Genomic DNA, 18441 nt, shown 5'->3' with positions numbered 1-18441 from the left:
CCCGCCTTCGGGCAATCCCCATGAACCGCAACCTCTGGCTGCTGGCCCTGTGCCAGGGACTGTTCCTCACCAACAACGTGACCTTCATCGCCATCAACGGCCTGGTGGGGCTGGCGCTGGCGCCCTATGGCTGGATGGCCACACTGCCGGTGATGGGCTATGTGGTGGGCGGGGCACTGGCCACGCCACTGGTGGCGCAAACACAGGCACGGTATGGGCGACGCGTTTCGTTCCAGATCGGGCTGGCCGTGGCTGTGGTCTCCGCACTCTTGGGCGCCTGGGCCGTGGCCGACAAACAGTTCTGGTGGCTGGTAGCCGCCACCGTGGTGGCGGGCTATTACAGTGCCAATGGCCAGCTTTACCGCTTTGCCGCCGCTGAACTGGCCCTGCCCGCGTTCCGCGAAAAAGCCGTGTCGCTGGTGCTGGCCGGGGGACTGATTGGCGCCGTAGCCGGCCCCAACCTGGCCGCGCGCACACGTACGCTGCTGGACGTACCGTTTGCCGGCGCCTATGTGGTGCTGGCCGGGGTGGCGCTGCTGGCGATGGTGTTGATGGCGTTTGTGCAGTTTCCAGCACACCAGGCGCCCACGGCCCAGACGGTTCGGGGGCGCCCACTCTGGGACATTGCACGCCAGCCGGTGTTCATGGTGGCCGCCGTCAGTGCGGCACTGGGCTATGGCGTGATGAACCTGCTGATGGCTGCCACACCGCTGGCCATGCAGCAATGTGGCCTGGGTTTTGACGATGCAGCTTTTGTGCTGGAGTGGCATGTGATCGGCATGTTTGCGCCCGGCTTTTTCACTGGCCACCTGATCAAGCGTTTTGGCACGCTCACCATCATGGGTGTGGGCGTGCTGCTGAACCTGCTGTGTATTGCCATTGCGCTTTCCGGTGTGGAGCTGCACCAGTTCACCATCGCGCTGTTTTTGCTGGGGGTAGGCTGGAATTTCCTGTTCACCGGCAGCACCACGCTGTCGCTGGCGGCTTACCGACCTGAGGAGAAAGACCGGGCCCAGGCGGCCATCAACTTTGCCGTGTTTGCAGTGATGGCACTGAGCTCCCTGGCCTCGGGGGCACTGGTGGTGACCAGCGGCTGGACCTGGCTCAACCTGGGCTCGCTGCCCCTGGTGCTGCTGACCGGCGCTGCCCTGCTCTGGCTGGCGTTGTACCAGCGCCGGCAACGGGCCTGAGGCGGTTTCAGCGCCGGGCCGCCCCAAGCTGAAAGCGCACCCCCTTGGGGGCAGCGCCCCACGTAGCGATGGAGCGCTGGGGCTTACTGGCCCAGCAGGGCGTCTTTGAGCTTGAAGTCGGCGGGGGCCGGACCCACCCAGATCTTGAGCACCATGCCGAAAAACTCGGCATCGCCCACCGGGGCGCCCTGTGCTTGGCCCTGGATGAAGAAAGTGGTGCCCTTGCCCGGCACATACTCCATGGCAAAGGTATCCCCGGCCACCAGCCTGGGTTTGCCCGAGAAGATGTCGATCAATCGGGTGCTGGATGCCGTGTGCTTCTGCACAAGTTCAGGCGAGGAGTTGCTGTTCAGGCCCTTGATGAAGGCCAGCCCCAAGTCGGTGCCGGGCACATCGCGCAGGGCCACAAAATTCAGGCGTTTGGGCCCCGCCAATGCCAAAAGGGCCTCGGGCGTGCTGACCTTGCTCTGGGTGTAAAGCGCCAAGTCATAAACCTTGAAGATGGCTTTGTAGCGTGTCCCCATGCCATTGACCAGCAGCGTGGTGCCCTGGACTACCTGGGTGGGAGCAAAGGTACTGGTCACCGTGGTGGCTGCCTGCACCTGCAAGACAGCGCAAGCACAGAACAAAGCCCCAACCAACAGCGTTTGCCGAAGGGGGAATGGAATGGGTTTCATGATTCACTCTCGTTGTTGTGGCGGTTTGCCATCCACGCCTCCAGGGCCTCCACCGCCAACGGTCGGGCGATGTAATAACCCTGCAGGGTGTGGCAACCACTCTCACGTAAAAATGCCTGCTGCTCTACCGTCTCCACACCCTCGGCCACCACGTTCAGGCCCAGGGCCTCGGCCAAACCAACCACACCACGCACAATGGCGCGCGAATCACTGTCCACATCGGCATCGTTCACAAAAGAGCGATCGATCTTGAGCTGGTTGGGACGCAGGCGCTTGAGGTAGGCGAGTGAAGAGTATCCGGTGCCGAAATCATCGATGGCAATCCCGACACCAAGCTGACGCAGACGCTCGATGATGCGCTGGCTGGTTTCCGTCTCGGCCATCAGCACACTCTCGGTAATTTCGATCTCCAGCTCGTTGGGTTCAATGCCACTGGCGTCCAGCGCGGCCTGCAGGCTGTCGAGCAGGCGGTGGTCGCGGAACTCCAAGGCCGACACATTGACCGCCATATTGCCCACCTGGATGCCACGGGCCTTCCAGTCAGCCAGTTGGCGGCAGGCCTCGCGCAAGGTCCAGACACCCATCTCGGCAATCTTGCCCGACTCTTCGGCCAGACCGATGAACTGGCCCGGCAGCAACAGCCCCCGGGTGGGGTGCTGCCAGCGCACCAAAGCCTCGACGGCCACCATGCGCCCGGTCTTGGCATCGACTTGCGGCTGGTAGTACAGCACCAGTTCGCCATGGGCAATGGCGTGGGCCAGTTGCTGCTCCAGCTCCAGGCTGGCCTGCAGGCGGAAGTTGAGTTCGGAATGGAAAAAGCTGTAGCGCGCACGCCCCAGGGTCTTGGCCTGGTAGACCGCAATGTCGGCGTGTTTGACCAGGGTCTCAAAGTCCTGCGCGTCTTCGGGGAACAGCGCAATACCAATGCTGGCCGATACCCGCACCGTGGTGTTGGCCAATTGCACCGGATCTTCCACCACGCGCAGAATGCGCTCGGCCATCTCGCCCAATGACTCCCAGTGGTCAATGTCGCTCACCATCACCAAAAATTCGTCACCGCTTTGGCGGCACACCACGTCGACCTCGCGCAAGGTATCGCGCAGGCGGCGGGCCACCTCGATCAACAACTCGTCGCCCGCAGCGTGGCCCATGGAATCGTTGACGGCCTTGAAACGGTCCAGGTCGATAAAGAAGATACCGAACTGCTGCTGGTTGCGGTGGGCCTGCAGCATTTCGCGCTGCACCAGGTCAATGAACAAGGCACGGTTGGGCAGCCCGGTGAGCTGGTCGTAAAACGCCATCTGCTGCAGCTGGGCGTTTTTGGTGCCCAACTGGCCAAACAAGGTGCGCAGCTCTTCCTGCACGCGCCCCAAGTGGCGACCCAGCAGGCCCAGCTCATCCTGGCGGCGCCAGACAAAACGGGCCCGGTCCACGATGCTGTCTTGTCCGTGGTCCAGCAGGGCCGAGGCCTGTTCCTTGAGCCGTTCAATCGGGCGCAGCACGCGTGACACCAGCACCGGCATCAGCACCGCCAAAATGGCAAGCACCTGGAGTGCCACCAGCGACAGCATCTGGCTGCGCCGGGCCTGCAGCAAGCCCTGGCCATAGGTCGCATCGAACCACACCACCAGGGTGCCCAGTACTTCGCCTGAACGCACCACGGTCTGGGTCCGCCGGGTCAGGCTGCCGGCAGCGGTTTCGGTGGCCAGGGTCTTGCCGTAGTCCGGGCGCACACGCTCCAACTCCGGGGTGTTGGCCAGTCCGTCTTCAATACGCACCGCCACAACTTGCGGGCTCTCCAGCAAACGCACCGCCGCGGCGTCCAGCGCCACGCGGTCCACGACCCACATGGGTTCGGCAATGGAGACGCTGCCGATCTTCATGAGCGCCGTCTCGCTCTGGGCCAGCAGGGCCTTTTGCGACTTCTCGGCCAACTCCTGCTCCATCGTCAGCAGCAGCAGGGCTGGCAGGGTCACGCCCACCACCACCACCACCATCATGGTGTAACGCAAAGGCAATCCGGCCCGCCAACGGGCACGCAGGCTGGACAAGCTCAGGGGAAAGCGGTTCATAGGGGCGTGTGGCACTCAGACAAGCACAGGTAATGCCAGGCTCAAAAACGCTGGTCCAACCACTGGCGCAGCGCGGCAAACACAGGCGTGGCATCCAGCTCATTAAAAATCTCGTGGTACAGGCCCTCAAAACAGCGCGTGGTGACCACGGCGGCAGGTGCCGCAGCCGCAAAGTCGCGGCTGCCCTGCGGCTGCACCAGCCGATCGTCACCGGCGTACATCAGCAAGGTGGGCACCTTCCACTGCGGCGCCAGGGCTACGGTGGCCGGGCCAGCCGTGGCAATGAAGCGGGCCAGGCGGGCGGAAATGCGGTCGTGCACCAAGCGGTCCGACTGGTACGCCGCCACCACCGCGGGGTCGTGCGAGATGTAGTTGGCGTTGAGCCCATTGCCCACGCGCAGATTGGGGAAAAACTTGGGCAACACCGCCACCAGCAGCTTCTGGAAGCCACTGAGTCCGGGGTTCAGCGCGGGCGAGGACATGACCAGCGCATCCACCGGGCGGATACCCAGTGACACAAAACGCCCCGCCACCAGCCCGCCCATGCTGTGGCCGAGCACGATCAACGGTGTGCTTTTTTCCATGCGGGCGCGTGTGCTGTCCACAATGTCGGCCAGATCGTCGAGCAGGCGGGTGTCGGTGGGCAGGCTGCCCGGGGCACCGCCCGATTCGCCATGGCCACACTGGTCGTAGCCCCGCACCGCAAAGCCCCAGTCATTGAGCTGGCGCGCCACATGGTCATAGCGCCCTGCGTGCTCGCCCAGGCCGTGTACCAAGATCACCACGCCGCGCAAGTGCACACCGGGCTCCAGCGGCCAATCTTGAATGACCACGTTATCGCCATCGCTGGCCACGAAGGTGGTAAGGGTGGTATCAGCGCACATGCAGGACTTCCAGGGTTCAGGGGAAACGGGAGATCACCTGGGCCACCGCTGCAGTGAGCTTCTTGGCATAGGGGACGTGCAAAAATTCGTTGGGCCCATGGGCATTGCTCTTGGGCCCCAGCACACCACACACCATCATCTGCGCCTTGGGAAATCCCTTGGACAGCATGTTCATGAGTGGAATGGTGCCGCCTTGGCCGATGTGGCCACAAGGTGCGCCAAAGTGGGCTTGCGACGCTTCGTTGAGCGCAGCCTCGAACCAGGACGCGGTGCCCGGCGCATTCCAGCCCGTAGCGCTGGACAGCCCCTCGAACGTGACTTTGGCCTGGTAGGGCGCATTGTCTTCCAGCAGCGCTTTGAGCTCCTGCACCGCTGTGGCGGCCTCCACCAGCGGCGGCAGGCGCAGGCTGAGCTTGAAGGCGGTGTAGGGGCGCAACACATTGCCAGCGTTCTTCATCTCCGGAAAACCATCGGCTCCGGTCACGCTCAAGGTAGGCTGCCAAGTACGCTTGAGCAGGGCCTCCAGCGGGTCTGTGGTGGTGGGGAGGGCAAAGGTGGTGGCTCCACCACAGTCGTAATGGGCCCAGGGGAAGCGCTTGAACAGTTCGTCGCCCAAAATACCCGCGGTCGCCTGGGCCTGCTGCAGTCGCTCGCTTGGCACTTCGCAGTGAAAGCTGGCTGGCAAGAGGCGACCGGTCTTGCTGTCTTCCAGACGGTCCAGTACCTGGCGCATGATGCGAAAACTCGATGGCACCAGACCGCTGGCATCGCCCGAGTGGATGCCTTCGGTGAGGATCTCCACCTTGAGCACGCCACTGGCCATGCCACGCAGGCTGTTGGTGAGCCAAAGCTGGTCGTAATTGCCGGCGCCCGAGTCCAGGCACACCACCAGCCCCACATCGCCCAGACGGGGCTTGAGGAGGTCAATGTACGGTAGCAAATCGTAGGAACCGCTTTCCTCGCATGTCTCAATCAAGCCGACCACACGCGGGTGGGCGACGTTCTGGCTCTTGAGCGCCTGCAGTGCAGCGATGGCGGCGTAGGCGGCATAACCATCGTCGGCGCCGCCCCGACCATACAACTTGCCGTCTTCGTATTTGGGGGTCCACGGGCCCAGGTCGTTGCGCCAGCCCGAGAACTCGGGTTGCTTGTCCAAGTGGCCATACATCAACACGGTCTGGGCTGAAGCGCTACCGCTGGCCGCCACCTCAAAGAAGATCACTGGCGTGCGCCCTTCCAGGCGCACCACCTCCAACGTGAGGCCGGAGACCTTTTGCGACTCGATCCACTGCGCAGTGTTGCGCACGACGGTGTCGATATAGCCTTCGCTGGCCCAATCAGCATCGAACAAGGGGGACTTGGCGGGAATGCGGATGTAGTCTTCCAGACGGTGAACAATGTCACGGTCCCAGACTTGACTGACCTGCTCCAGCGCTTGCGGCGCATTCAAGGCGGCGGACGGTACGCGGGCGTTCATGGCGAACTCCTGAATCGGCAGAGTTGGTAAGGCGACATCATGCCATGGGCTCGGCCGCTTCCGGCCGTGGCAAACCCTCAACGCAACAGCGATTGGCGCCAGCGCAGGCCCTGACTGGTGGCGCCAGGTACAGCCCCCCCCCGTGGACGGTACTCGCACCCCACCCAGCCGGCATAGCCCATCTGGTCCAGCAGTTTCAGCAAGTAGCTGTAATTCAGCTCGCCCCCGTCGGGCTCCTCGCGCTCGGGCACACTGGCAATCTGGATATGGCCCACGGCGCCGGTGGGCAGGTACTGGCGCAGCTTGCTGGCCACGTCCCCCTCCGTCACCTGGCAGTGGTAGAGGTCCATCTGCACCTGCAAATTGGGCGCCCCCACCTCCGCCACCACCGCATGGGCCCGAGCCTGGTGGCGCAAAAAGTAGCCTGGCATGTCGCGTGGATTGAGCGCTTCAATCAGCAGGGTGCAGCCCAGCGCCGCCGCCTGCCCAGCGGCCCAACGCAGGTTGTGCACATAGGTGGTGTGCAGCGTGTCCAAATTGGCATCCGGCGGCACCAGCCCCGCCATCACATGGATGCGCGGGCATTGCAAGGCCTGGGCATAACGCAAGGCTTCGATGATGCCCGCGCGAAACTCCGCCTCGCGCCCCGGCAGGCTGGCGGTACCGCGTTCACCGCGGTCCCAGGCGCTGGCCATGGTGGCCAGGTCAGCGCCCCCCGGCGGTGCATTGAGCAGAACCTGCTGCAGGCCCGCCTGTCGCAGCGCGTGCGCAATCTCGCCCGCGGTCCACGCATAGGGAAACAAAAACTCCACCCCCGCAAAGCCGTCATGGGCCGCCGCGGCAAAGCGCTCCAAAAACGGGAGCTCGGGGTACAGAAAGCTCAGGTTGGCGGCAAAGCGGGGCATGGCAGTGGCGGGTTCAGCGCGGCATTCAGCGGGCCAGCTTGTAGACCGAGGTACCGGCGCGCAGATTCGGCACGAAGCGGACGGTACGGCCATCCTGCAGACCAAAGCTGTCAAGCACCCGCAAGCCATTGCGCTGCGCCAAGACAGCCAGGTCGGCGTGGGTGCCGACGCGAATGTTGGGCGTGTCGTACCACTGGTAGGGCAGGCGCTTGGTGACTGGCATGCGGCCTTGCAGGATGCTCAGGCGGTTGGGCCAGTGCGCAAAGTTGGGGAAGGCCACGATGCCGACCCGACCTACACGCGCCGTTTCCTTGAGCATGGTTTCGGCATTACGTAAGTGCTGCAGCGTGTCGATCTGCAGCACCACGTCAAAGCTGGCGTCGCCAAACATGCTCAGGCCCTGATCCAGATTGAGCTGCAGCACATTCACTCCGCGCTGCACGCAGGCCAGCACGTTGGCATCGTCCAGCTCCACGCCGTAACCGCTGCAACCGCGCTCGCGCTGCAAGTAGTCCAACATGGCACCGTCGCCACAGCCGAGGTCGAGCACGCGCGCACCGTGGGGCACCAGGCCGGCGATGGCGTGCAGGGTATTCAAGTCCGTCATGCCGCCACCTTCAAACCGCTGGAAATGCTATCGAAATAAGAGCGCATCACGCCCATGTAACGGGGGTCGTCGAGCAAAAAAGCATCGTGGCCGTGCGGCGCATCGATTTCGGCGTAGCTGACGTCACGCTTGTTGTCCAACAAGGCTTTCACCACCTCGCGGCTGCGTTTGGGACTGAAGCGCCAGTCGGTGGTGAAACTCACCAGCAGGAATTTGCAGGTGGCGCGTGCCAGTGCCTGGCTCAGGTCGCCGCCAAAGGGCTTGGCCGGGTCAAAGTAGTCCAGCGCCCGCGTGATCAGCAGGTAGGTGTTGGCGTCAAAGTATTCGGCAAACTTGTCACCCTGGTAGCGCAGGTAGCTCTCAATCTGGAACTCCACATCCTGGGTGCTGTATTTGTACCCACTGGCACTGGCCAGCACCGCATCCTTCAGCTCACGCCCGAACTTTTCGTTCATCACATCGTCGCTCAGGTAGGTGATGTGGCCAATCATGCGGGCAATGCGCAGCCCCCGCTTGGGGATGACACCATGTTCGTAGAAATGCCCGCCATGAAAGTCGGGGTCAGTGACGATGGCGCGGCGTGCCACTTCATTGAAGGCAATGTTTTCCGCATTCAGGTTGGGCGCACTGGCCACAACCACGGCATGGCGCATGCGTTCGGGGTACTGCAGCGTCCAGCTCAAGGCCTGCATGCCGCCCAAGGACCCCCCCAACACCGCGGCCAGGGTCTGGATGCCCAGCGCATCCAGCAGGCGGGCCTGGGCATTGACCCAGTCTTCCACGGTCACCACGGGAAAGTCGGCGCCATAGACCTTGCCCGTGTCGGGATGGGTGTGCATGGGGCCGGTGGAGCCGAAGCAGGAGCCCAGGTTGTTCACGCCAATCACGAAGAACTTGTTGGTATCCACCGACTTGCCGGGACCAATCATGTTGTCCCACCAGCCTTCGGACTTGTCCTGGCCTTCGTACACACCCGCCACATGGTGTGAGGCGTTGAGTGCATGGCAGACCAGCACGGCGTTGGATTTGTCGGCGTTCAGGGTCCCGTAGGTCTCGTAACTCAGGGAATAGCCGTGGATGCTTGCCCCGCTTTGCAGCGGCAAAGGGGCATCAAACGTGATGGACTGGGGCGTGGCAATCAGCATAAAAACAAAACCCGGCAACGCTAAACGCGGGCCGGGTTGCAATGCCAGAAGGCGGGTCCGTGTTTAGCTGTATTTATTAAGCGCCCGCAAGCTGGAGCAAATTGGCGCTGTGAGCGGGCAGTATACCAAGCGGGCCCTTTCAGGCCAGCAGCGCCACCAGGCCCAGCACCGCAAAAATCAGCGCCGATACCAGGTGCACCACGCGCATCGGCACCAGGCGCGTCATGCGCTCGCCCAGCCAGACCACGGGCGCGTTGGCCAGCATCATGCCCAGCGTGGTACCTGCCACCACCCAGAAGTAGGCGTTGTAGCGGGCGGCCAGCATGACGGTGGCGATTTGGGTTTTATCGCCCATTTCGGCCAGAAAGAAGGCCACCACGGTCGTGCCAAAGACGCCCCAGCGCGGCTGTGCATCGGTGTCTTCTTCGTCGAGCTTGTCGGGGATCAACATCCACACGGCCATGGCAATGAAGGAGGCGCCCAGAATCCAGCGCAGGGTCGTGGGGCCGATGACGGTGGTGACCCAGGCCCCCAGGGCGCCGGCCATGGCATGGTTGGCCAGGGTAGCGACCAGAATGCCCCAGACGATGGGCCAGGGTTTGCGAAAACGCGCGGCGAGGATGAGCGCGAGCAACTGGGTTTTGTCGCCCATTTCTGCAAGCGCAACGATACCGGTGGAGAGGAAAAAGGCTTCCATGAATGAAGAGTCCATGGCCGGGGACCTACCCATGACTGCACGACACCCCCGGCCGAAATCAGAGGCGTGCAGTCAAAGGTCTCGCCAAAACCCGCGAAACGGGCTCTGCTTGCGCCATGGGTGCCGTTGCCGGCACCACAAGTCTGTTGACGCAAGCCCCTCTCAATGAAGAAGGGCGGCTACTCCCCAATGACAGCCCGCATTGTACCCGCCGGCCCCTCAGGCCCCGCGGCCCCGATCTGGCGCATTTTTTGCTTTCTTTTGGTGCATGGAGCAAATTTCACATGGATTTGCACCAATAAGCAGCATTTCAATACAAGAGGAACTTATGGAAGCACTCAAACAGGGCGCGGATGCCTTGTTCATCCTGCTCGGCGCCATCATGGTGTTGGCCATGCACGCCGGTTTTGCCTTTCTGGAGCTGGGTACGGTCCGCCGCAAAAACCAGGTTAATGCGCTGGTGAAGATCCTGGTGGACTTCTCGGTCTCCACCGTCGTCTACTTTGCGGTGGGCTACGCCGTGGCCTATGGCACCACCTTCTTCGTGGGCGCAGAGCAGTTGGCCGCCAAGAACGGCTACGACCTGGTGAAGTTCTTCTTCCTGCTGACCTTTGCTGCCGCCATTCCCGCCATCATCTCGGGGGGGATTGCCGAGCGCGCCAAGTTCTGGCCCCAACTGATTGCTACCGCGGTCATCGTCGGTTTTGTCTACCCCTTTTTCGAGGGCATTGTGTGGAACCAGCACTTTGGCGTGCAGGCCTGGATCAAGGGCCTGACCGGCGCCGAGTTCCATGACTTTGCCGGCAGCGTGGTGGTGCACGCCGTGGGCGGCTGGATTGCACTGGGCGCCGTGCTGCTGCTGGGCGCGCGCAGCAACCGCTACCGCAAGGATGGCGCCATCTCCGCACATCCACCGTCCAGCATTCCCTTCCTCGCACTGGGCGCCTGGATTCTGACGGTGGGCTGGTTTGGCTTCAACGTGATGAGCGCGCAGACGCTGGACAAGATCAGCGGGCTGGTGGCAGTGAACTCCCTCATGGCCATGGTGGGCGGCACACTGGCCGCGCTGGCAGTGGGCAAAAACGACCCGGGCTTTGTGCACAACGGCCCGCTGGCCGGGTTGGTGGCAGTGTGTGCGGGCTCCGACCTCATGCATCCGCTGGGCGCGCTGGTGGTGGGCGGCGTGGCCGGCGCCATCTTTGTGGTGATGTTCACGCTCACGCAGAACAAATGGAAGATTGACGACGTGCTGGGCGTATGGCCCTTGCACGGCCTGTGCGGCACCTGGGGTGGCGTGGCAGCCGGTATTTTTGGCAGCCAGACCCTGGGTGGCCTGGGCGGCGTGAGCCTGGGCGCACAGGTGATTGGCACGCTGATGGGCGTGGCCTGGGCCACCGCCGGGGGCTTTGTGGTCTACGGCGTGCTCAAGGCAACCATCGGCCTGCGCCTGAGCCAAGAGGAGGAATTCGACGGCGCCGACCTCTCCATCCACAAAATCAGCGCAACCCCCGAACGCGAGGCCAACTGGTAGAACGGAACCAAGAGGCCTGATTGCTCCTGATTCAGGAGCTGCTTGCGCATATTCCACGGGGCCTAGAGGCCAATTTGATACTCAAGGTACCCCGCCGGATCGCGGACTCAGGTTGGCAGCGATGCCCAGCGCCGCAACACAGGCCCCAGCGATAGGCGGCCACAACCATACAAGGCCAACACCGCCAGCAGCACACCCCAGGTCACGTGCTGTTGCAAGGCCGCGGGCGCAATCTCGGCCAGTGCCAGCACCGCCACGCCATTCACCACACTGAGGCCCAGCGCCGCAAACCGCCCGGCCAGGCCCAGCACCAGCAACACGGGCAAGACCAGTTCACCCGCAGTGCCCATTGCTGCGGCCACTGCGGGCGAAAGCAGGGGCACGTGGTACTCGTCCGCAAACAGGGCCAGCGTGATGTCCCAGTCGCGCAGCTTGGTCAGACCCGAGAGAAAAAACACCTGCGCCACATACAGGCGCGCCAGCAGCGCAGCCAGGGGTTGCAAGGCGTTCAGACCTCGCTCTACCCAGTCCCACAGCGCCAGCGCGCGGGCAGTCCTGGAAGAGGCGAGGAGGTGCAAAGAGGGCATGGAGGTAGGCGTCATCGCGGCGTGGGTGGGGTTGAAAAATCAGGGGCCTGGACGGCCAGCAGCAGTCCGCTCTGCACGGCGTCGGTGAACCAGGCGTTGATGTCGAGTTGCGGGGCGGCATCCATGGCCGCCCCCAGCGACACGCCTTGCAGCAGGGCCGTCGCAAAAAGGGCCTCGTCGGGCAAGGCATGCCGCAACCGCGGGCGGTAGCCCTGGCGCCAGACCAGGGCATTTTCCGCCTGGCCCGCGCGCAGCAGGGTTGCCGCCTCGGCCAGGGTCACCCCCTCATCCCCATGCGCCAGCACCAGGCTGGCCGCGGGCCATGGGCTGTGCAGCAGTGCCGTGCCGGGGGCGAGCTGGAGCTGCAGCACGTCCAGGTCGTGGCTACCCAGCAGGGCCAGGGTGGCGGGCTGCAGTTCGGCATCGGGCGCACTGGCACAGGTGTGCAGCGCCCACTCCACCCGGGCAACATCGGCCAGGTACGGATCGTCTGCCAGCTGTGGGCTGGCAGCCACAAAATCGATCAGAGTGTTGCCCCACCGCGCCATGTCGCCCACCTGGGGCGGCGAGGCATGCCACAGCGCGCGCGCCAGGGCGGCAAAACTCTCTGCGCCCAACATTTGGGCCAGCACCGGGTAGGCCGCCAGCAGCGCACGCTCAGCCAGGGCACGCCCATTGGATTGGTAAGCTTTTAGGCCTCTAACCCCCATGGAATCTGCGCAAATAGCTATATTTTTTATAGCGTTTTCAATGTCCAGCGAAAACAAGCCTTCCAGGAAACGCTGCTGTTGCTGTGCCAGCGCGCTCATGCCAGGGCCTCTGCCGTGTCGCGCATGGTCGGCGCCGCCTGGCGTGCGATGGCCACCTCGTCCAGCAGCACGTCCAGCGCAGGTACATCGGTGTCCCACTCCACCAGCGTGGGGACCGCACCAAAGCGCGCCAGCGCATGCTGGTGCAGCGCCCACACGGCAGGGCTCACCCGGCTGCCATGGTCGTCAATCACGATGTCGCCATACGCGTCCTGCACATGGCAGTGGCCCGCCACATGCAGCTCGCCCACGGCATCGGGCGCGATGGCGTCCAGCCAATCGCGGCAGGCCTGCACAGGGTCGCCCGCCTGGCCTGCCAGTTGGGCGTTGCGTGCATTCACGTAAATATTGTTCACATCGACCAGCAGGCCACAGCCGGTGCGCCGGGCCAGGGTCGTCAGAAAATCGGGCTCCGACCAGTCTTGCGCATCGGCACTGCACCAACGCACGTAGGCCGACAGGTTTTCCACCAGGAAGCGGCGCCGCAGCCGATCCTGCACCTGCTGCACATGGCGACACAACAGGTCCAGGGCTTCGTTAGAAAAGGGGATGGGCAGCAGGTCCGCGCCGTGCACACTCTGCGCTCCCAGCGTGCCGCGCGCAAAACAGGCGTGGTCGCTCACACGCACCGGGTCCACGCGTTGCACCAAGTGGGCCAATTGGTCCAGGTGCCAGGGGTCCAGCCCCACCGCAGAACCCAGCGACAGCCCCACGCCATGCAGGCTGATGGGGTACTGCGCCCGGGCTTGCAATAACACCGCCATTGCCGCGCCGCCATGGTCAAAGAAATTTTCGGAGTGAACTTCCAGAAAATCCAGCGCTGGGCGCCGCGCCAGCAGCTCTGCGTAATGGGGGTGCCGCCACCCAATGCCCACCTCGCCACAGGGCGCAGGCATGGATGAAGGCGAAGGGGTGGCGGTCATGCGACGAATGATCAGCTTTTCATCTTCTTGGCATCGTCCATGGACATGCCCTTCATGTCCTTGCACGTGCCTTTGACTACGTATTTCCATTCGCCCTTGTCCATGTCCACTTTGGATTGGCCCGCGCAAGAATGGGTACCCGAGAGGTTGGCACAATCGTTTTGTCCCGCTTTGGCGATACCAAAGCACTTTTCTTTCTCTTGCGCCGCCACGGGGGCAGAAGCCAGGGCCAAAGTCATCAGGCTGGCAGCAGTGACGGCGATCAGGGCACGTTGATTCATGAGAAAACTCCTAGGTTGGAAAGGAAACAACCAGATGGGTGTGGCACGGGATTGCGCCAGAACGCTGGTTGGGGTTTAGTCCCGCGGGCAGCCTGTTTCTTACAACAGGGCGTGGCAGTTTTTGAGATCCAAGGGTTTTCCCCTGTCAGTCCCAGCGCCCCAACGCGGCGAAACCGTACACTGCGCCCACACCACCCACAGACCACCATGCCCAGTTTTGAACTGCAGGTCGCCGACCTCCGCGATTACCTCCTCAAGTTTGCACGCCTGCAATTGCGCAACGAGGTTTGGGCCGAGGATGCCGTCTCCGAGACCGTACTGGCCGCAATCGCCAAGCCCCAGGCGTTTGACAACCGCTCCCAACTCAAGACCTGGCTGGTGGGCATCCTCAAGCACAAGATCATTGACGCCCTGCGACACCACCGCCGCGAAGTCACTGCGCCGGACACCAACCCTGACAACCAAATGGACCCACTGGACTTGATGGCCTTCCAGCCTGACGGACACTTCAGCCAGATGCCGTCAGAGTGGGGCAACCCCGAACAAGACACCAGCCGCCGCCAGTTTTTTGAGATCCTGGAGGCCTGCACAACCAAATTGCCTGCGGTACAGGGCCGACTCTTTTTGATGCGCGAGTGGCTGGAGCTCTCCAGCGAGGAAATTTGTAAGGAGCTGCAGCTCACGCCGACCAATCTGTACGTGCAGCTGCACCGAGCCCGCCTGCGTTTGCGCGAATGTTTGGAGATGCATTGGTTTGCAAAGGCTGTTCAACCATGATGCCATTTAGAAAAAGCTGCCGCGAGGTGGCGGCCCTTCTGGTCGCCCGGGAAGACCGTGCCCTGCCCCTGGGGGACCGTATTGCCCTGCGCCTGCACCTGCTGGCATGCGCGGCCTGCCCACGCTTTGAGCGCCAGATCCTCACCATGCGCAACAGCCTGCAACAGTGGCGCAACTACGCCGAGACCGAACCCAATGCAGAGGCCGACGGTAAAAAAAATAAAAAATAGACGACTTTCCAAAAAAAAGCGCATAATGATCTCGCATTGCCCTGAGTATGGGTGTGCAAGTTTGCGGTGTTTAGTCAGTTTCGCGTCTGCTTTAAGTCTTCACTGGTTTGTTGATTGCGGTTAAGGACTCCATCGCGTTTTGAGTTATTTTGAGGAGTCCCTCCATGGGCAACAAACTTTACGTAGGCAACCTGCCTTATTCTTTCCGTGACGAAGACCTGCAACAAGCGTTTGCCGCACACGGTTCCGTTTCCAGCGCCAAAGTCATGATGGAGCGCGACACAGGTCGCTCCAAAGGCTTCGGTTTTGTGGAAATGGGCAGCGATGCTGAAGCACAAACCGCCATCAACGCCATGAACGGTCAACAGTTCGGTGGCCGCGGCTTGGTGGTGAACGAAGCACGTCCCATGGAACCCCGTCCTCCCCGTTCCGGCGGCTTCGGCGGTGGTGCTGGTGGTGGCGGCTTCGGTGGCGGCCGCTCCGGTGGCGGCGGCTACGGCGGCGGCGGTGACCGCTCCGGTGGCGGCGGCTACGGCGGCGGTGGCGGCGGCCGCTCCGGTGGCGGTGGTTACGGCGGTGGCCGTAGCAGCTACTAAGCAGCAGACAGCAAGTACACGTACTTTGCAAAAAAAAGGGACCGCAAGGTCCCTTTTTTATTGCTACGTCAGCCTTTAATTCTCATCTTCACGGCGTTTGCGCGGCCGCCCCGCCAACACCTTGTCATACAAGCCGTTCGGCAGTGCGCGCAAGATTTTGGCCACCCAGCCCATCTGCCACGGAATCACGCGGTAACTTGCACCTTGTGCAATCGCATCAAACGCCCGCGCAGCAAATTCATGGGGCTGCATCAAGAATGGCATGCTGTAGCGGTTCTGGCGTGTGAGTGGTGTGTCGATATAGCCAGGACACAGGGTAACGACCTTGATGCCGCTGCTACCCAGCTCACCGCGCAAAGATTCGCAGTAACTGATCACTGCCGCCTTGCTCGCGCAATAGGCACCATGGCCCGGCAAGCCACGAATCCCTGCCACACTGCCAATACCTACCAAAGCGCCGCTTCCGCGCTGCTCCATCGCCCGCACAAAGGGGTGAAAGGTTGCGGCCAATCCCACGTTGTTGGTGCTGAAAGTGCGCACCATGACATCCAGGTCACGGCGAACACCCGTGTCCATCCCCACGCTGATGCCTGCATTGGCAATCACCACATCGGGCACACCGAGCTCTGCGAGACAAGTTTGTCCTGCCGCCACAATGCTGTTGATGTCTGACACATCCGCACCGTACACCCGGTAACGCGTGGCATCCAGCGCCTGGCTGCGGGCCCAGGTGTGGATTTCTTCGACCCGGCGGGCAACCAGGGCCAAGGTATAGCCAGCCTGGTAATAGCGCCATGCCAGGGCCTGGCCAATGCCACTGGAAGCACCAGTAATGAAAATCAAAGCGGCCATTGGGTGCTCCAGAAACGCGGGTAAAAGTTAGCGGGAATCAGGCACCAAAGTGCCATGCACACGACCGCGCAGGCGCATGACTTGGTCCACGTTGTCGAAGTCCATGGCATCGGCCGTGAACCGGTCCTTGCCACGGGTGAGCTCCACCGGCTGCTGGGATTTCACCACTTCGGTGTCCATGAACGCGTGCAGAAATTCACCCCGGTATTCCATGCGAGGCGTGGCCTTACCAGCCGCCGTGGTGTCTGCCTCGCGCACCACCACGGCTTTGCCTATCAGCTGGACCTCCGAGCCACTGTCATTGGTCAGACCGCGAAGGGCACTGGCGGTGGTGAGGCGACCCTGGGCATCAAACGAACGGATGCGAATGCCGTCAATCTCGATCCATTTGGTGTCGGGGTAGTGACGTGCCACACTGCCTTGGACCTCGGAACGCATACGCCCCGTTGCATCGTAGGTCTTGATGGAAAACCCGTGCATGAAATAGTCAGGTTCGTGACCGCGCACACGCTCGGCCAGCGCCACCTCCGGTGTTGGCGTGCTACGCACCAGCCAGTATGTGCCAAGCGCCAGCGTGCCCATCACCATCAGGGGGAGGTAGAGCAGGACGCGATCCCACACTTCGTACAGGAAGTTTTTCACTGTGTATAACTTTCCAGCAAGTCCGCATAACGGCCACTTGCCACCAGCAACAAGTCGCACAGCTCGCGCACCGCGCCGTGGCCGCCCGAGGCGCGGGTCACGTACTGCGCAGCACCCAGCACTTCCACATGGGCGTTGATCGGCGCACACGCGAGCGCAGCGCGGCGCATCACGGGGAGGTCGGGCCAGTCGTCGCCCATGGCGGCGGCCCGCGACCAGTCCAGGCCTAGTGTCTGCAGGGTCTGCTCGGCAGCAGGGCGCTTGTCCTCGGTTCCAAAGTGGGCATGCAGCACCCCCAGAGCCTGCAAGCGGACCCGCAAGGGCTGTGAGTCACGGCCGGTGATGATGACCGGGGTGATGCCGGCCTTTTGCAGCAGCTTCAGGCCGTGGCCATCCAGGGTGTTGAAGCGCTTGAGGGTTTCGCCAGATTCGGAGAACAAGAGACCGCCATCGGTCAACACACCGTCGACATCCAGGAACACTACCTGGATACCCTGCGCACGCAGCAACAGATCGGGCGCAAACTGGATTTGGGGTGTTGCGGCCATCAGATGACTTTCGCGCGCATCAAGTCGTTGCTGTTGAGCGCACCGCACAAGGCACCCTGTGCATCCACCACCAGGACGCTGGTGATGCGCTTGGCCTCCATCAGGTCAGCCGCATCCACCGCCAGTGCATCGGCTCCCATGGTGTAGGGGCCTGCGCGCATCACGTCCTGCGCCGTCTTGGCCCGAAGGTCCACGCCCTGCTCGACCAAACGGCGCAAATCACCATCGGTAAAAATGCCCAGCACGGTGTTGTCAGACCCCACCACGGCGGTAGCGCCTAGGCCTTTGGCGCTCATCTCGCGCATCAGCTCACTGAAACTGGCCGTCGGTGCCACGCGCGGCACGGCATCGCCAGAACGCATCACATCGCTCACATGCGTCAACAGTTTGCGGCCCAGGGCGCCGCCGGGGTGCGAGCGCGCAAAGTCTTCCGCGCGGAATCCTCGTGCATCGAGCAGGGCCACGGCCAGCGCATCGCCCATGGCCAACTGGGCCGTGGTACTGGCAGTCGGCGCCAAGTTGAGCGGACAGGCTTCTTTGGCCACTCCCGTATCGATCCAGAGGTCCGCGTAACGCGCCATGGTGGAGTCGGCGTTGCTGGTCATGGCCACCAAAGCAGAGCCGAGTCGTTTGAGCACGGGCAGGATGGCCGCCATCTCCTGCGACTCACCGCTATTGGAAATCATCAGCACCAGGTCGGTCGGAGTGACCATGCCCAAGTCGCCATGGCTGGCCTCGGCCGGGTGCACAAACAGAGCGGGCGTCCCGGTGGAGGCCAACGTGGCGGCAATCTTGCGGCCCACATGGCCGCTTTTGCCCATGCCCATCACCACCACACGGCCCTCAATAGCCAGAATCCGCTCCACGGCCTGGGCGAATCCTTCGCCCACACGGGTCTTGAGCCCCAAAACGGCCGCAGCCTCGATATCGAACGTTTCTCTGGCCAAGGCCAAAGCCCGGTCGGCGCGTGAAGACCCGCCACTTGCTGCATGTGCTGTCATGTGCGCATTT

Annotated in this window: 21 protein-coding genes and 1 riboswitch; of the genes, 5 read left to right on the top strand and 16 right to left on the bottom strand. The window is 62.8% G+C overall.

The window, feature by feature from the left end; translation table 11 throughout:
* Positions 1 to 20: 20 nt before the first annotated feature.
* Positions 21 to 1190: an MFS transporter gene (locus AC3WS7_RS05165; RefSeq protein ID WP_492655611.1), complete on the top strand. Its 1170-nt coding sequence runs from the start codon at positions 21 to 23 to the stop codon at positions 1188 to 1190.
* Between the two features lie 83 nt (positions 1191 to 1273).
* Here AC3WS7_RS05165 and AC3WS7_RS05160 read toward each other — a convergent pair whose 3' ends face one another.
* The 8 genes from AC3WS7_RS05160 to AC3WS7_RS05125 all read right to left on the bottom strand — a co-directional run bounded on the left by AC3WS7_RS05160 (position 1274) and on the right by AC3WS7_RS05125 (position 9654).
* On the bottom strand, positions 1274 to 1867 hold the full coding sequence (locus tag AC3WS7_RS05160; RefSeq protein WP_296465265.1) for a chalcone isomerase family protein: 594 nt from the start codon (positions 1865 to 1867) through the stop codon (positions 1274 to 1276).
* Complete coding sequence (locus AC3WS7_RS05155) at positions 1864 to 3939, bottom strand: putative bifunctional diguanylate cyclase/phosphodiesterase (protein ID WP_492655610.1); 2076 nt, start codon at positions 3937 to 3939, stop codon at positions 1864 to 1866. Before AC3WS7_RS05155 ends, AC3WS7_RS05160 begins: the two co-directional genes overlap by 4 nt.
* A gap of 41 nt (positions 3940 to 3980) precedes the next feature.
* Entirely contained in the window at positions 3981 to 4823 is an 843-nt protein-coding gene (locus tag AC3WS7_RS05150; RefSeq protein ID WP_296465270.1) for an alpha/beta hydrolase, read from the bottom strand.
* Between the two features lie 16 nt (positions 4824 to 4839).
* The gene (locus AC3WS7_RS05145; RefSeq protein ID WP_492655609.1) at positions 4840 to 6300 is read right to left on the bottom strand and encodes a M20/M25/M40 family metallo-hydrolase; all 1461 of its coding nucleotides are present in this window, start codon (positions 6298 to 6300) and stop codon (positions 4840 to 4842) included.
* A gap of 77 nt (positions 6301 to 6377) precedes the next feature.
* Positions 6378 to 7205: a 2-oxo-tetronate isomerase gene (gene otnI, locus AC3WS7_RS05140; protein WP_492655608.1), complete on the bottom strand. Its 828-nt coding sequence runs from the start codon at positions 7203 to 7205 to the stop codon at positions 6378 to 6380.
* Positions 7206 to 7230: 25 nt separating this feature from the next.
* Positions 7231 to 7812 carry a methionine biosynthesis protein MetW gene (gene metW, locus AC3WS7_RS05135; RefSeq protein ID WP_492655607.1) on the bottom strand — a complete coding sequence of 194 codons (582 nt, stop codon included), beginning with the start codon at positions 7810 to 7812 and terminating at the stop codon, positions 7231 to 7233.
* Positions 7809 to 8957, bottom strand: a complete 1149-nt coding sequence (gene metX / locus AC3WS7_RS05130) for a homoserine O-succinyltransferase MetX (protein WP_492655606.1) — start codon at positions 8955 to 8957, stop codon at positions 7809 to 7811. Before metX ends, metW begins: the two co-directional genes overlap by 4 nt.
* Positions 8958 to 9096: 139 nt before the next feature.
* Complete coding sequence (locus AC3WS7_RS05125; RefSeq protein ID WP_296465316.1) at positions 9097 to 9654, bottom strand: TMEM165/GDT1 family protein; 558 nt, start codon at positions 9652 to 9654, stop codon at positions 9097 to 9099.
* A gap of 5 nt (positions 9655 to 9659) precedes the next feature.
* Positions 9660 to 9854: riboswitch (yybP-ykoY riboswitch) on the bottom strand.
* 128 nt (positions 9855 to 9982) lie between these two features.
* Here AC3WS7_RS05125 and AC3WS7_RS05120 point away from each other — a divergent pair.
* A complete protein-coding gene (locus tag AC3WS7_RS05120) occupies positions 9983 to 11185 on the top strand; it encodes an ammonium transporter (RefSeq protein ID WP_492655605.1) in 1203 nt (400 codons plus the stop codon).
* Positions 11186 to 11292: 107 nt separating this feature from the next.
* Here AC3WS7_RS05120 and AC3WS7_RS05115 read toward each other — a convergent pair whose 3' ends face one another.
* Genes AC3WS7_RS05115 through AC3WS7_RS05100 form a run of 4 tightly spaced genes read right to left on the bottom strand, consistent with a single transcriptional unit; the run spans position 11293 to position 13785 of the window.
* Positions 11293 to 11772 carry a DoxX family protein gene (locus AC3WS7_RS05115; protein WP_492655604.1) on the bottom strand — a complete coding sequence of 160 codons (480 nt, stop codon included), beginning with the start codon at positions 11770 to 11772 and terminating at the stop codon, positions 11293 to 11295.
* Between the two features lie 11 nt (positions 11773 to 11783).
* The gene (locus AC3WS7_RS05110) at positions 11784 to 12581 is read right to left on the bottom strand and encodes an HvfC/BufC family peptide modification chaperone (RefSeq protein WP_492655603.1); all 798 of its coding nucleotides are present in this window, start codon (positions 12579 to 12581) and stop codon (positions 11784 to 11786) included.
* Complete coding sequence (gene bufB, locus AC3WS7_RS05105; protein ID WP_492655602.1) at positions 12578 to 13504, bottom strand: MNIO family bufferin maturase; 927 nt, start codon at positions 13502 to 13504, stop codon at positions 12578 to 12580. Before bufB ends, AC3WS7_RS05110 begins: the two co-directional genes overlap by 4 nt.
* Before the next feature lie 11 nt (positions 13505 to 13515).
* Positions 13516 to 13785: a BufA1 family periplasmic bufferin-type metallophore gene (locus AC3WS7_RS05100; RefSeq protein ID WP_492655601.1), complete on the bottom strand. Its 270-nt coding sequence runs from the start codon at positions 13783 to 13785 to the stop codon at positions 13516 to 13518.
* Between the two features lie 207 nt (positions 13786 to 13992).
* Here AC3WS7_RS05100 and AC3WS7_RS05095 point away from each other — a divergent pair, with 207 nt between their 5' ends.
* The 3 genes from AC3WS7_RS05095 (at position 13993) to rbp (ending at position 15388) form a co-directional block, all read left to right on the top strand.
* A complete protein-coding gene (locus AC3WS7_RS05095) occupies positions 13993 to 14562 on the top strand; it encodes a sigma-70 family RNA polymerase sigma factor (RefSeq protein WP_296466682.1) in 570 nt (189 codons plus the stop codon).
* The gene (locus AC3WS7_RS05090; RefSeq protein ID WP_492655600.1) at positions 14562 to 14792 is read left to right on the top strand and encodes a zf-HC2 domain-containing protein; all 231 of its coding nucleotides are present in this window, start codon (positions 14562 to 14564) and stop codon (positions 14790 to 14792) included. The genes AC3WS7_RS05095 and AC3WS7_RS05090 overlap by 1 nt, the downstream gene beginning before the upstream one ends.
* 164 nt (positions 14793 to 14956) lie before the next feature.
* Positions 14957 to 15388, top strand: coding sequence for an RNA-binding regulator (gene rbp / locus AC3WS7_RS05085; RefSeq protein WP_296466677.1), 432 nt, complete (start codon positions 14957 to 14959; stop codon positions 15386 to 15388).
* 75 nt (positions 15389 to 15463) lie between these two features.
* On the opposite strand, the gene AC3WS7_RS05080 is transcribed toward rbp, so the two are convergent.
* The 4 genes from AC3WS7_RS05080 to AC3WS7_RS05065 are packed head-to-tail and all read right to left on the bottom strand — an operon-like array spanning position 15464 to position 18431.
* The gene (locus AC3WS7_RS05080) at positions 15464 to 16240 is read right to left on the bottom strand and encodes an SDR family oxidoreductase (RefSeq protein WP_492655599.1); all 777 of its coding nucleotides are present in this window, start codon (positions 16238 to 16240) and stop codon (positions 15464 to 15466) included.
* A 27-nt stretch (positions 16241 to 16267) separates the two neighbouring features.
* On the bottom strand, positions 16268 to 16882 hold the full coding sequence (gene lptC / locus AC3WS7_RS05075; protein ID WP_492655598.1) for an LPS export ABC transporter periplasmic protein LptC: 615 nt from the start codon (positions 16880 to 16882) through the stop codon (positions 16268 to 16270).
* Positions 16879 to 17430 (bottom strand): KdsC family phosphatase, encoded by a 552-nt coding sequence (locus AC3WS7_RS05070; protein ID WP_492655597.1) that lies wholly within the window; start codon positions 17428 to 17430, stop codon positions 16879 to 16881. The genes lptC and AC3WS7_RS05070 overlap by 4 nt, the downstream gene beginning before the upstream one ends.
* A complete protein-coding gene (locus tag AC3WS7_RS05065) occupies positions 17430 to 18431 on the bottom strand; it encodes a KpsF/GutQ family sugar-phosphate isomerase (RefSeq protein ID WP_492655596.1) in 1002 nt (333 codons plus the stop codon). Before AC3WS7_RS05065 ends, AC3WS7_RS05070 begins: the two co-directional genes overlap by 1 nt.
* Positions 18432 to 18441: the final 10 nt, after the last annotated feature.

This window comes from Rhodoferax sp. EU05-FHT12H12 (assembly GCF_058791215.1).
Note: the sequence above shows the minus strand (reverse complement) of the source record. Positions and strands in the feature narration are given on the sequence as shown.

Excerpts from the sequence above, each read along its gene's own strand:
- AC3WS7_RS05165 (WP_492655611.1), top strand. The coding sequence starts at position 21 with ATGAACCGCAACCTCTGGCTGCTGGCCCTGTGCCAGGGACTGTTCCTC.
- AC3WS7_RS05160 (WP_296465265.1), bottom strand. The coding sequence starts at position 1,867 with ATGAAACCCATTCCATTCCCCCTTCGGCAAACGCTGTTGGTTGGGGCT.
- AC3WS7_RS05155 (WP_492655610.1), bottom strand. The coding sequence starts at position 3,939 with ATGAACCGCTTTCCCCTGAGCTTGTCCAGCCTGCGTGCCCGTTGGCGG.
- AC3WS7_RS05150 (WP_296465270.1), bottom strand. The coding sequence starts at position 4,823 with ATGTGCGCTGATACCACCCTTACCACCTTCGTGGCCAGCGATGGCGAT.
- AC3WS7_RS05145 (WP_492655609.1), bottom strand. The coding sequence starts at position 6,300 with ATGAACGCCCGCGTACCGTCCGCCGCCTTGAATGCGCCGCAAGCGCTG.
- otnI (WP_492655608.1), bottom strand. The coding sequence starts at position 7,205 with ATGCCCCGCTTTGCCGCCAACCTGAGCTTTCTGTACCCCGAGCTCCCG.
- metW (WP_492655607.1), bottom strand. The coding sequence starts at position 7,812 with ATGACGGACTTGAATACCCTGCACGCCATCGCCGGCCTGGTGCCCCAC.
- metX (WP_492655606.1), bottom strand. The coding sequence starts at position 8,957 with ATGCTGATTGCCACGCCCCAGTCCATCACGTTTGATGCCCCTTTGCCG.
- AC3WS7_RS05125 (WP_296465316.1), bottom strand. The coding sequence starts at position 9,654 with ATGGAAGCCTTTTTCCTCTCCACCGGTATCGTTGCGCTTGCAGAAATG.
- AC3WS7_RS05120 (WP_492655605.1), top strand. The coding sequence starts at position 9,983 with ATGGAAGCACTCAAACAGGGCGCGGATGCCTTGTTCATCCTGCTCGGC.
- AC3WS7_RS05115 (WP_492655604.1), bottom strand. The coding sequence starts at position 11,772 with ATGCCCTCTTTGCACCTCCTCGCCTCTTCCAGGACTGCCCGCGCGCTG.
- AC3WS7_RS05110 (WP_492655603.1), bottom strand. The coding sequence starts at position 12,581 with ATGAGCGCGCTGGCACAGCAACAGCAGCGTTTCCTGGAAGGCTTGTTT.
- bufB (WP_492655602.1), bottom strand. The coding sequence starts at position 13,504 with ATGACCGCCACCCCTTCGCCTTCATCCATGCCTGCGCCCTGTGGCGAG.
- AC3WS7_RS05100 (WP_492655601.1), bottom strand. The coding sequence starts at position 13,785 with ATGAATCAACGTGCCCTGATCGCCGTCACTGCTGCCAGCCTGATGACT.
- AC3WS7_RS05095 (WP_296466682.1), top strand. The coding sequence starts at position 13,993 with ATGCCCAGTTTTGAACTGCAGGTCGCCGACCTCCGCGATTACCTCCTC.
- AC3WS7_RS05090 (WP_492655600.1), top strand. The coding sequence starts at position 14,562 with ATGCCATTTAGAAAAAGCTGCCGCGAGGTGGCGGCCCTTCTGGTCGCC.
- rbp (WP_296466677.1), top strand. The coding sequence starts at position 14,957 with ATGGGCAACAAACTTTACGTAGGCAACCTGCCTTATTCTTTCCGTGAC.
- AC3WS7_RS05080 (WP_492655599.1), bottom strand. The coding sequence starts at position 16,240 with ATGGCCGCTTTGATTTTCATTACTGGTGCTTCCAGTGGCATTGGCCAG.
- AC3WS7_RS05070 (WP_492655597.1), bottom strand. The coding sequence starts at position 17,430 with ATGGCCGCAACACCCCAAATCCAGTTTGCGCCCGATCTGTTGCTGCGT.
- AC3WS7_RS05065 (WP_492655596.1), bottom strand. The coding sequence starts at position 18,431 with ATGACAGCACATGCAGCAAGTGGCGGGTCTTCACGCGCCGACCGGGCT.